11 protein-coding genes are annotated in these 12,238 nt (G+C 45.6%); 2 read left to right on the forward strand and 9 right to left on the reverse strand.

The window, feature by feature from the left end; all coding sequences use genetic code 11:
* Positions 1 to 134: 134 nt before the first annotated feature.
* The 7 genes from F0265_RS11110 to F0265_RS11140 form a co-directional block, all read right to left on the reverse strand.
* On the reverse strand, positions 135 to 380 hold the full coding sequence (locus tag F0265_RS11110; RefSeq protein ID WP_040121402.1) for a hypothetical protein: 246 nt from the start codon (positions 378 to 380) through the stop codon (positions 135 to 137).
* A 142-nt stretch (positions 381 to 522) separates the two neighbouring features.
* Positions 523 to 1,008: an acyl-CoA thioesterase gene (locus F0265_RS11115; protein WP_006960649.1), complete on the reverse strand. Its 486-nt coding sequence runs from the start codon at positions 1,006 to 1,008 to the stop codon at positions 523 to 525.
* 157 nt (positions 1,009 to 1,165) lie between these two features.
* Complete coding sequence (locus F0265_RS11120; RefSeq protein ID WP_065742931.1) at positions 1,166 to 2,335, reverse strand: alpha/beta fold hydrolase; 1,170 nt, start codon at positions 2,333 to 2,335, stop codon at positions 1,166 to 1,168.
* Between the two features lie 22 nt (positions 2,336 to 2,357).
* Entirely contained in the window at positions 2,358 to 2,567 is a 210-nt protein-coding gene (locus F0265_RS11125) for a hypothetical protein (protein WP_171748925.1), read from the reverse strand.
* 175 nt (positions 2,568 to 2,742) lie between these two features.
* The gene (locus tag F0265_RS11130; RefSeq protein WP_006960652.1) at positions 2,743 to 4,179 is read right to left on the reverse strand and encodes a glyceraldehyde-3-phosphate dehydrogenase; all 1,437 of its coding nucleotides are present in this window, start codon (positions 4,177 to 4,179) and stop codon (positions 2,743 to 2,745) included.
* A 320-nt stretch (positions 4,180 to 4,499) separates the two neighbouring features.
* On the reverse strand, positions 4,500 to 5,549 hold the full coding sequence (locus tag F0265_RS11135; protein WP_253809426.1) for a sulfate ABC transporter permease: 1,050 nt from the start codon (positions 5,547 to 5,549) through the stop codon (positions 4,500 to 4,502).
* Between the two features lie 4 nt (positions 5,550 to 5,553).
* The gene (locus tag F0265_RS11140; RefSeq protein ID WP_052705516.1) at positions 5,554 to 5,982 is read right to left on the reverse strand and encodes a hypothetical protein; all 429 of its coding nucleotides are present in this window, start codon (positions 5,980 to 5,982) and stop codon (positions 5,554 to 5,556) included.
* Between the two features lie 123 nt (positions 5,983 to 6,105).
* On the opposite strand from F0265_RS11140, the gene F0265_RS11145 reads away from it, so the two are divergent.
* Positions 6,106 to 8,751 carry an ATP-binding protein gene (locus tag F0265_RS11145; RefSeq protein WP_171748927.1) on the forward strand — a complete coding sequence of 882 codons (2,646 nt, stop codon included), beginning with the start codon at positions 6,106 to 6,108 and terminating at the stop codon, positions 8,749 to 8,751.
* Here F0265_RS11145 and F0265_RS11150 read toward each other — a convergent pair.
* Positions 8,734 to 9,186 (reverse strand): cytidine/deoxycytidylate deaminase family protein, encoded by a 453-nt coding sequence (locus tag F0265_RS11150; RefSeq protein ID WP_045985782.1) that lies wholly within the window; start codon positions 9,184 to 9,186, stop codon positions 8,734 to 8,736. The genes F0265_RS11145 and F0265_RS11150 overlap by 18 nt on opposite strands.
* 954 nt (positions 9,187 to 10,140) lie before the next feature.
* On the opposite strand from F0265_RS11150, the gene F0265_RS11155 reads away from it, so the two are divergent.
* Positions 10,141 to 10,905: a TerC family protein gene (locus F0265_RS11155; RefSeq protein ID WP_171748928.1), complete on the forward strand. Its 765-nt coding sequence runs from the start codon at positions 10,141 to 10,143 to the stop codon at positions 10,903 to 10,905.
* 46 nt (positions 10,906 to 10,951) lie between these two features.
* Here the strand turns inward: F0265_RS11155 and F0265_RS11160 are convergent, their stop codons facing one another.
* Positions 10,952 to 12,229, reverse strand: a complete 1,278-nt coding sequence (locus tag F0265_RS11160) for a cytosine deaminase (protein ID WP_171748929.1) — start codon at positions 12,227 to 12,229, stop codon at positions 10,952 to 10,954.
* Between the last annotated feature and the right edge of the window lie 9 nt (positions 12,230 to 12,238).

Here is a 12,238-nt window from a genome sequence, read left to right on the forward strand (position 1 = left end):
CGTTTTGCTCAAGCAGTATATTGATGAAATAACCAATAGATAGAATGACTTATACCGATTGCGAGACGGTAATCATAACTAAATGTAACACAGAAGGTGCTTACATACTTTTGCGGGAAGTGGTGAAAAGGAGTTTAGAACTCTCGGTTGGAGGGAGCGCATCCTAAATATTGCAGTAGCACGTAAATACTTTCTTGCGAAAGCGCGACTCGGCGGAACAGGTCGGCAAAGGTATCGTCACCACCAAAACAGGTTTGAATATAGTGGTTGATTTCAGCATCAGCGTAGCCTTCAACATACATAGTGCGCACCCATTGGTATTCAACAGCCTTTGGGTTGGCTAAGGTGGTTTCGCTCAGTGTTGTATGGCTAAGGTTCACGCCAGTTCCTTCATTCTACTCAATCGATTGCGGATTTAATCAAATCAAGATGAAGGAAAAATGACAGATGTGTTGCGATGACATTAATCTGACATAAAAAAGCGAAAAAGAGGCCTTTAGGCCTCTTTTCTTGATAGGAATGTTATTTCAGGTACTTTACATGCGCTTCCATCTCTTCACCGATTTGTTTACGCATGTTCATTAAGCGAATCGCGGAATCTCTTAATTCAATATCGTCTTTGGTTTCTGGAATCCACTCTGGGACAGGTGAAGGTTTGCCTTCTCCATCCACCGCAACCATGATGACAATACAGTGCGTTGTCAGGCGATTTTTCAGCTCTTTTGGATCACTGGCTTGAACATCAATGGCAATGTGCATTGACGTTTTACCGGTGTAAATGACCTTGGCGCTAACCTCGACCAAATTACCGACGTGTATGGGGGCAACAAAGCGGATACCACCTGCGTATGCCGTTATGCAGTACTTTCCACTCCATGCTGCGGCGTTAGCATAGGCTGCCAAGTCGATCCATTTCATGACGGCGCCGCCATGAACTTTACCACCAAAGTTGACATCTCCGGGTTCAGCTAGAAATCGTAGCGTTATATCGCGTTGACCATTACTCATCTGTCAATCCTTTGTTTTTATGTGTTTGTTAAACTTATTAACAAACACTTCAATAAACTGCAATCAATAATTCCAGCTTAGTCGAAAAAACGCAGGAGCCCCAGAAATGGAGTGGTGTTCACCATGCCCTAGTAATTCAGGGCATGGTGGAGAGTGATTAGATTCGAGATGACATGACGGAATCCATGATTTGCATGCTTTCGTCAAAGTAAGGGTTGTACGTCAGGCGAGCATGAATCTTACCGGGTTCGGTGTAACCCCAAGCCGAATACCAGACTTGTTCACCTTGAGCGCATTTTGCCGCATCGGTTTCTTCCTGACCGTTGGAACAAATTATGTTCGTACCATTGATGCCGTAATTAGGATTATTTGGCGAAAAGAGCAGCCCCATATGAGAACCGTTAGAAATACGCTGTTCAGGCAGATTCATTGAGAATCGGGTTGAACGCGGCTCTGTGAGATCGTGCTCCCCTTGCCAGACGATACGGCTGTTCGGGTTCTGCATTTTTTGCGTAAAGGTATCAATCGAAAACTGGGTATTGATGACACTGTCTGCTTCGCTCATTAGCATAAACACGGGCTTGTCGTAATTGGCTGTTGCCAGCTTATCTCTCACTTGTGCCGATGTTTGATAATAAACGGCTGCTGCGTTCATTGGTAACGAGTTATAGCGCAGTGGGTTGTCCTCTGGATCTTGATCGGCCCACGTAATGAAGTAGCTCGCGAGCTCGGCAAACTGGACGGTCGTTGAACCCGGCTCAAAGGCGGGTGAAAACAATAATACGCCGTTGATGTCTTCATCAGACAATGCTTCAGAGGTGACAAGGTTTGCGCCGGTAGAGTAACCGCCAACCCAAATTGAATCGGTGTCTTGCTTAAGAAGCTTAATATGATGGTGAACGACGCCTTGCCAGTCTTCTAAACTGGGTAACAGCAGATCGCCAGCTTTACTGCCATGACCGGGCAGCAAAACCGTTCTCACCAAGTAACCTTGCTCAGCTAGGTGTGTGGCGACATCCGTGAAAGAGTAGGGGGAATCGCCCAAACCGTGTACCAGTAGTACACCTTGTCCGTTTGGCTCTGAAGGCACATATTCACGGGGTGAAACCTGTGCTAGCTCTTGCTGCTGATTTCCCGTTAGAAACAAGCGATTTTCCGTCAGCCAAGTTTTGGTGTCAGCGATATATTCCTGAAAGCTACTCTGCTGATATTCAGGTAAAGTGTCAGCTTTGTCATAAGCTGGATCTTTAGAAGGCGTGCTGCAGCCCACAAGGCCTGCGGTGACGGCTGCAGCAAAGTAAAATGCCAGAGCGGTTTTTTTACGCATGATGTATTCCAGCTTTTCCTTTTTACTTTGACACTTCTTCATACTCTCCCTCCAACACAGATCCTTTCGATGGCTGGTTGTTAAATGCTGATGCGTTTTTCTTAATCGCTTTTTCGATCTTTTTACCTGTAATCAGAGCCGCGATAGTTAAGGGAATTGCTAGGATCAGGCCAAAAATGATGGTAAAGAATCCAATAAACAGCGCTAATACGCTCGAAATCACTCTATTCATAATTTACACCTCTCTTTTATCCTCAATATTAAACAAATCGAAATGAATGAAAGATGAATAAATTCGTCAGTAACAAAAAAGCCGCTTTCATCAAGAAAACGGCAAGTACGGGGGGTATATCTTTATAATAGTGTTGTGGAGTTTTGCCCCTGAATCTTTCAGGGGCGATATTCGATTACTTACTCGGGTAAGTCTTGTAACGTACACCCATCATTTGTTCCATACAGTGAACAACCTGACAGCTGTAGCCAAACTCGTTGTCATACCAGATGTACAATACACAGCGGCTGTCTTGAGCGATTGTTGCCGCGCCATCTACTACGCCCGCGTGGCGAGAACCAACAAGGTCACTTGAAACGATTTCTGTCGAGTCTGTGTAGTCAATTTGCGCAGACAGCTTAGAAGTTAGCGCCATCTCACGAAGATACTCGTTTAGCTCTTCTTTGTCGGTGCCTTTTTCTAGGTTCAGGTTAGCAACCGCCATTGAAACATTAGGAGTAGGAACGCGAATAGCATTACCAGTCAGCTTACCAGCAAGTTCTGGTAGCGCCTTAGCCACTGCCTTCGCTGCACCTGTTTCGGTCAAAACCATATTGAGTGATGCACTTCGGCCACGACGCTCGCCTGAATGGAAGTTGTCAATCAGGTTCTGGTCGTTAGTGAACGAGTGAACAGTCTCAATGTGGCCTGATAGTACACCATACTTGTCGTTGATGGCTTTAAGTACTGGCGTGATTGCGTTAGTGGTACAGCTCGCCGCAGAGATGATGGTATCTTCAGCTTGGATAACTTCTTCGTTAACGCCAAACACAACGTTCTTAATATCGCCCTTACCTGGTGCTGTAAGTAGCACTTTTTCAGCGCCGTTACAGGCTACGTGCTGGCCTAGGCCTTCAGCGTCGCGCCAAACACCCGTGTTGTCGACAACCAAAGCGTTGTTGATGCCGTACGTGGTGTAGTCAATTTCTTCAGGCTTGTTAGCGTAAATGAACTGAATGTAGTTACCGTTTGCAATGATTGCTTTACGCTCTTCATCGACAATGATGCTGCCGTTGAACTGGCCATGAACTGAGTCACGACGTAGTAGGCTAGCACGCTTTTCAAGATCACCTTTCTTACCACCGCGAACGACAACCGCACGCAAACGTAGCGGATAGCCTGGGCCACTTTTCTCAACCAATAGGCGAGTCAGTAGACGGCCGATACGGCCAAAGCCATATAGAACAACATCACGAGGCTCAGTAACGGTTTCACCGTTCATCGCGCCCATTAGAGAAGAATGTAGGAAGTCTTTGACACCATGCTCATCGTCGCGACCTTGCCAGAATTGGTGAGCCAGTTGGCCGACATCAATACGACATGGTGACAATTCCATTTCTGATAGTGCTTTAATCAGAGGAAGCGTTTGATCTGCAGATAGTGGAGTTCCTGTATAGCGACGAGCAAGACGGTGTGTCTTGATAATATCGATGGTCGCTGCATTCACCAGAGTTTTACCGAACAGTAGAACTTCGACGCCTTTTTCGCGATAAAGTTGACCTAGTAGGGGAGAGATAGTTTCCGCAATCGTTTGGCTCGTTTGCCAGTCAAGGAGGTGTTTCTCTGGACTCATTGTTTGTTTGGACCTTTCACGTTTTGGGGACTGACTCTACTTCACTGTGTAGGGGGAGTGAGTAGAGATAAAAAGTGTTTTAATTATGTAATTTTTATGCGGCAGGATTGTAATACCTAACATCTTATTCTGCTAGAAAAAATAATTGCAGAGTAATTTGCTGATATCATGCTCAGAATAGGAAGGTTATTGCCAATATGGCCTATTGACATTTTCTATGTGCCACACTTTTTTTTCGATAAAAAATACTTGCGCCTCAAAATCTATGAAATATGCGATGTAACTATGTTTCATAATTTGATCTTCAGCACGCTAACTACTTAAAAGGTAAACGACAAGCCTACCGATACTAGATCGACCTTAGAAGCAAACGTTTCACTCGGGTCTTGGGGCAATGTGAACTGGCCGCTGATCACGTTTTTTTGACCTTCTATTCGTTGCCACTCCATTACAGCATTAAATTGAGGGGTAAAATCGTATCTGATACCGAGCAAGTAGCTGTCACTCGTCTTGGTTTTTCGAGTCTGACCATATTGAATATATGGGGTCCAATTGGCGACCCGGTAATCCATCCCAGCATACCAGCTGGCATGTAGGTCGTTGGACAGAAGGGTTTCAGCCTGAAAGTGCCAATCGTCTATCGTATGGCTGATCCCAAGGCTAAAGAGATGAAGGTTGAAGCAAACATCAGGCTGACCTGTATATATCTGTCGTGCTTCAACATCGGTATAGGACAAATGAAGCTGGCTGTCTTCAAGGTAGATATCGGCGCTAAGGCCGTAATAATTTTTGATATCTAATGTGAAAGGTCGGCCATACAGTTCGTACTGCTCTTCATCGGCTAAGGCATAAAAGGGTGTGAGACTGAGTTGAAACTGACCGAGAAGTTCGTAATTGAGTTCGGCAGAAGCGCCTTCAAAATGGGTGATGCCGAGATTTCCGCCATACACATCGACAGGCAGACGTAACCACGGATAAGCGCTTGAAACATAGTAATACTCGGACATGATGAACATGGGAGAGCGAAGTCGCCCAGCCTTTATTCTATGGTCTGAAACAGAGTATTCTAAGAAGGCTCTCTCCAGTGTCGGTGAAGAGAAGGTGTCCTGAGGCCGTTTGAGTACTTGCAGCACGGAGCGAAGCTCTGGGGTTATTCTCCAGTCTAGTTGTAGGCCTAGCGTGCTATCACAGTCAAAGCACCAATCGTCGGTTATATCTCGGCCAAAAAATACTGGTGTGTTGTTATCACTCTTAGCGGCTGAAAAGGTGCCAAAGCCACTCAGGCTCAGCTCATCGCTCAGAGGTATCTGCGCCAGTGCTGGGGGACTTAACAGTGCGACTATCAGTAATGATCTTCTTCGATTCTCCATAATCCTAGCCTTTATTACAGAGTTTAAAGAGGACATTAGCGTGCTCCGGAATCATATCGACGGGAACATAGGCTATGCCGTTGGGGTGCTCGCTCAGCCATCGGGTAATAGTTTTCATTGAAGTGTGAGCGATTTCGTTGGGTGCTGGCGCCTTGCCTGAAAAGCTTTGGCGCGCCCAGATAGCGTTCATCTGGGCTGGGCTTTTGTTTAACAACGAGTGGTAAAATTCTCGGCGTTGCTTGGAGTGTTTAGGGAGATCCATCAGCCTCACAGGTTGGCCGCCAATGCTGGAGGTGCGGCCTCGATAAAGCATTTTGACTTGATTGGAACGCAGCACATCAATCTCTGGGTTCAGGGTGACGATGGCAAAATTGCATGCCAGAGACTGAAAACAGAAAAATTGTAATGTTAATGCTGTCAAATACTTAAACAAAAATATCCCTTGTAGCTCGAAAAAACCACCTTAATTCTACTCTTGTTAATAAGAAGCAAATTTAATATGAACTAATATTATAGGTCTAGTGGTTCAAAAAATGATTCGAAGGAACGAGTCTCAATGCTCCTCACTAACATATCAATAAAAAGTCGGTTGTTGATTTTATGCCTTATTCCTACATTAGTTATTATTTTGTTCACCGCCAATACGGTGGTACGTATTCAGGACAGGCTTCACAGCTATGCTGTTATTAATGAAAAAAATCAGACACTAAGGCATTTGTCTGCTTTCTCTCGTTACGTCTATGAAGCGCTGGCATTCCGAATCGAAGGGCAAAGTGCAGCCATTGCGCTTGGGATGGCACAGCAATCGTTGAATTCAATCGCTAACGTCGCACATACGGAAGAACACGTAAGCGGCATACCCCAATCGAATCACACCATGAGCTACATTAAGGAGCTCAACGAACTTCTACCTGAACTGGCTACAGTCAGCTCCCATGGAAGCCTAGAGCTAGGTCGACTCATTTATGCGGTTTTGTATGACTTGTACAGTGACGTTCAGTCTGTCGAAAGCCACAGCACCGAGTTAAAAGTACATAAGCTGGATCTTGTGTTGAGTGATCTTAGCTGGCTGTACTTTTGGATGGAGCAAGAGGCGTGGCTGGCCCAGGAAATCAAAGGTATTCGCCTTTCCTATGCGGAGTACGCCACCGAGTATTTCAAGATCAGTGAGAGGCAGCAGTTTTACCTCGATAAGTTCATCAACTTAGGTGCGGACTCCGATCAGATAAACACGCTACTTAACATTTTTGCGAGTCGCGATTTCCAGCGTGGCAGTTATTACAAACAACATATGTTGCTCAATGCAGGGAGCCGAGGGCGGCTAGGAGATTTTGCGCTAGCGATTGAACAACGTAATGCCTTGGTAGAAAAGCAACTTGGTTTGTTTTCATCCAAGTTGCATGAAGAACTGCAGAGCAGTATTCAGCGCGGTGAACATACGCTTCTCGCCATCGCCATTGGTGGCTTCATCGTTTTTGCAGTGATGTTTTTTTGGGCAACGAGTACGCTGTATCGTATTAACTCCAAGCTGGCAAAAATCCTTTCTGTAATGGGCAGTATGCGTAATAGCGGTAGCACAGAGTTAGTGTCTGTGGATGGCAAGGATGAGTTTTCTAAGTTTGCTCATGGCATCAACTATGTTATTCAGGCTCAGAAAGACTATGAGCGGGAGCTCGTCGTTGCAAAAGAAAATGCGGAGGCTGCCAACCAAGCAAAAAGCGTATTTTTGGCTAACATGTCTCATGAGATCAGAACCCCGCTCAATGGCATCATCGGCATGACCGAGATCTTGTCAGACAGCCGCCTCAATTCCTCGCAAAAAGACATTCTCAACGATATTGATGTCTCCTCTCATGCGCTATTGGTGCTTATCAATGACATTCTAGACCTGTCGAAAATCGAATCCGGCAACCTGACGTTATCACCCAGTCACGCCGATGTTCGCGAAGCGGTTTTTGAAGCGATGAACATGGTCAGTACCAAAGCCCTTAAACAGCAAGTTGAGCTTAAAGCAACATTGTCTCCAGATATTCCGGATAGCCTGTACATTGACGAGTTTCGTTTTAAACAGATCTTGATGAACCTGCTTAGTAACGCAGTGAAGTTTACACAGGATGGAACGGTGTCTGTGGTGGTCAAGCTCATGAACGAAAATGAAAGGGCACATCTACACTGTAGTGTGGTGGATACCGGAGTAGGGATAAATGAAGAAAAATTGGAAGAGATTTTCCAACCATTTACCCAAGAAGATGGCAGTATTACTCGTCGCTATGGAGGCACTGGCTTGGGGCTAGCGATTTGTCGTCAGATTGCCGAGTTAATGGGAGGCAGTATTACCGCAAGCTCCACGCCCGGTCTGGGTAGCCGATTTAGCTTTGTCATTCCTGCGCATTCTGTTGTTGAAACGAGCAAGGATAAAACAAAGGGCAAAGCGTTGTTTATTGTAAATGACAGTAAGTATGAATCGTTAATAAAGAGTGAAGCGGAGCGCTTTGGTTTGTCGGTGACAGCCGCTGAAAGCACCAGTGAAGCGACGATGCTTGATGAACAGTATGATTTGATTTTCTATTGCTACCATCCACACCACAGCTCGCGTCGTGATCTTGCGTCTCTGAGAGCCCGCTTTAATTTTTCGGAAATCATCGGCCTTCAGCACCACTTGTTTATGTTGCCGGATGCCGAAGCGCTTGTATCGTCCAACCTGACGTTACCCTTCTTGGGAAGCCGATTTGAAGCGGCCATTATAAAGGCCCTCAACTCTATCCAGATCAATACCAGTTACTCTGATAATGAACAGCCTCAGTCTTACCCAATAAATGAAAGCCGCTGCGTGCTGATTGTCGAAGATAACTTGATGAATCAGAAGATCGCCAGCTTCTTTCTCAGTAAAGTCGGAATGAATTACCAGATTGCCAGTAACGGTGCAGAAGCAGTGAATATGTTTCAGTCGGGGCAGCCGTATACGGCGATCCTCATGGATTGCATGATGCCAGTTATGGATGGCCTGACAGCAACGCGTAGCATCAGAAAATGGGAAACGGAACAAGGGCGGGGCAGAACGCCTATTATCGCTCTAACGGCGAGCGTCCTGCCTGAAGAGATTGATAGCTGTTTTGAAGCGGGTATGGATGCCTATTTACCTAAGCCGTATAAGTCTCAGCAACTGTTTGACACGTTTGAAAGGCTACACGTTACCTTGTAAGTCTTCTAGCGGTAGCCAGTTTACCTTGACGCCTGCTTGAAGGAACATATCTTGGCTGATTTTGATTTTCTCACCCCAGCGAGATAGAAAGTCTTCGGTTTGCTCAGGGCAATGCACTGCTGAAATGCCTGTTTGGATAATTTTTGCTGCGCAGTTAGGGCACGGGAAATGCGTGACCCAAATTTCACATCCGTCTAAATCCCGCTTAGCGAAAAGAATGGCATTCTCTTCTGCATGGAGCGTCTTGAGATATTTCATCTCTCTCTCATCGGTCATCGCACTATCGGAGATTCCATGTGGGTAGCCGTTGAACCCAACAGAAACGATACGATTTTGCTTGGTGATGACAGCTCCAACTTGAGTCGAAGGGTCCTTACTCCAAGAGCCCACAAGGACAGCCATCTGATAAAAGCGTTGTGCCCATTTAGAAATCATTCAGTCATTCCTCTAGGAAAGAAAACCCTGTGTAGGGAGATAAACAAACGTAATGTGATGGAGATCAGGTAATAATATCCTAATTTCGGCTGAGTTAGTCCAGTAAAATTCAGTACCTTAGCGATTTCAGAAAATGATAACGCGTTACAAATGTGATTTACATCCCGATTTCTTGCTCGCGAGGGGCTCTGAGAGAGGAGTAAACGACCATGACTCTTGTGCGAGATCTCTTACAAATGCGTAAGTTTAATGATGGTAAAAAGCTAGGAAACCGTCATTGCTTTTACTTAAGTGATTGATTAATAATAATTGTTTTGTTTTTCTAAGTTTGGGGCGTTATCATGCTGCGCGAAATCGACCATTGTTAAAAAGCGCTACTGACTTAATCTTAAGTTGTCAGCAGGAAGCAGACACGGAACAGGAAAGACCCAAGGATAGGTCATCTTCAGGACGAAGATTCGATTATTCAGGATGAATAATTGGCATGGAAAGCGAAGGACATTGGCTGGACGCTAGTAACTAGGATGGTTACACAAGGAAAGACAATGGACGCTTAACGGACTAAGGCAATTTCTATCAGGATGATAGAGTCAGGGACACCGCTTAAGGATAAAGCGATGAGAGTTAGCGAGGATAGCTAACGGGCTGGATTGCCAAGGACACCGCTAGGATGGCGATGATAAGGAAAGTGCTGAAGGAATCAGCGTACTATCAAGGAATAGATGCAGGGAGCACCTATTAGTAGCCGGATTGCTGCGAGTAAGAATAGAACCCCACTAGGCGAGAGCTTAGTGGGGTTTTCTTTTACGAATTGTTACAAATAGCGCTATTGTGAATTACCTTGCCGAATGGTTTACTGACGATCCCTAAGCAATAAAGGTAATAAACTTAAATGGACGACCCCTTTAGTCGACTGAACACACCTCTGGCTTCTTCATCCGAGGAGGCAACTCTATGTTAGAACTTTTCATGCAGCCCGAAACTTGGGTTATCTTCGCCACACTTTTTGCACTGGAAATTGTACTTGGTGTCGATAATGTTGTGTTTATATCTGTGCTTTGCGAACGCTTACCCGCTCATCAGAGAAAACTAGCCCGTAACTTGGGTATTTCGTTGGCTGTTATTGCCCGCATTGTCCTAGTCTTCTCGATTTCATGGGTAATGTCGCTCACACAACCTGTGTTGGAAATCATGTCATCGAGCTTTACCGGGCGTGACTTGATAATGATCACGGGCGGTGCCTTCTTATTGCTGAAAAGTCTCAAGGAACTTTGGGCGTGGCTAGCACACCAAGAAGCTGGACATTCAACTCATGTACGAACCGGACTTGCTGTGGTCTTACTACAGATAGTGTCTGTGGACGCCGTTTTCTCGATGGATTCTGTGATTACTGCGGTTGGATTGACAAGTGAAGTGCCCATTATGGTTGCTGCTATTCTATCTTCAGCAGTGGTTATGGTTCTAACCGCTGAGAAGATTAATAACTTAGTGAGCCGCTACCCTGGTTTTAAAACCTTAGCATTGCTGTTTTTAGTGTTGCTTGGAGGATTGTTGATGGCAGAAGGTTTCGCTATCCACATCAACAAAGGATACGTCTATTTTGCGATGGCATTTGGCTTAGTTCTTGAACTGTGTCATATCCGGATTAAGAAAAAGCATGCTATCCAAATCAAGCGAATTCGACCATTTAAGCTGAAAGCAGGCACAACAACGTCGTAAATGAAAAAGGGAAGCTCAAGCTTCCCTTTTTTGATTCTAACTAGCGTTATCGCTGAAACGTGATGGTTTCTTCACTATCAAGGTGAATAGAGGTTACCGCTGGTTGAGTTTGCGCGATTACCTTACCATGGCGTACCGAGTAACGAACGGGCACTTGGCGTCGCACTGCATCAAATCCATTTTCGGCAGGCAGGATCAGCAAACTGCCGGGCTTACCTTCTTCTAACCCATACTTGTCTTGGATATTCAGCGAACGTGCCGAATTCGTGCTGATGAGATCCAGTGAGTTGTTGATTTGGTCGTAGCCCATCACCTGACAAACATGTAAGCCCATATGGAGCACTTGAAGCATGTTCGCTGTCCCTAGGGGATACCACGGGTCAAATACATCATCATGACCAAAACACACGTTGATGTTGGCTTTGAGCATCTCTTTGACTCTAGTGACGCCGCGGCGTTTCGGATAATCATCGAAGCGGCCCTGTAGGTGGATGTTGACCAGAGGATTGGCAACAAAGTTAATACCCGACATTCTCAACAAGCGGAACAGTCGCGACGCATAAGCGCCGTTGTAGGACCCCATCGCTGTAGTGTGACTGGCCGTAACCTTATCTCCCATCTCATACTTATGGGCAAGAGCGGCTAAGGTCTCGACAAAGCGCGATTGCTCGTCGTCAATTTCATCACAGTGAACATCGATCAAACGGTCATACTTTCTTGCCAGCTCGAAGACATAGTGGAGAGACTCAACGCCATACTCGCGAGTGAACTCAAAATGAGGAATCGCCCCGATCACGTCGGCGCCGATCTTCACTGCTTCTTCAAGCAGTTCTTTGCCATTTGGGTAGGAGAGGATGCCTTCCTGAGGGAAAGCGACGATTTGAATGTCTACCCACTCTTTCATCTCTTCGCGCACTTCAACCATCGCCTTTAAAGCGACAAGTGTCGGGTCCGATACGTCAACGTGAGTGCGAACATGTTGAACACCGTTGGCAATTTGCCATTTAAGAGTCTGCTTTGCACGAGCTTTAACGTCTTCCACAGACAGCATTTCTTTGCGCTCAGCCCAGCGTTCAATGCCTTCGAAAAGCGTACCGGAAATATTCCAGCTCGGCTCTCCGGCCGTTTGAGTTGTATCTAAGTGAATATGTGGCTCACAAAATGGCGCAACGGCGAGTCCACCTTCTGCATCTAAAATGTCACCAGAGTGGTTAACAGCGATGTCGTTATCGAGGATCTGTTGAAATTGACCATTTTCAATCAGGATCTGTTTCAATCCTTCTTGATTTTGTAGTTTTGCATTTTTGATCAATAACTTAGTCATTATGCGTCC

Source organism: Vibrio sp. RE88, assembly GCF_013113835.1.
GTDB lineage: Bacteria > Pseudomonadota > Gammaproteobacteria > Enterobacterales > Vibrionaceae > Vibrio.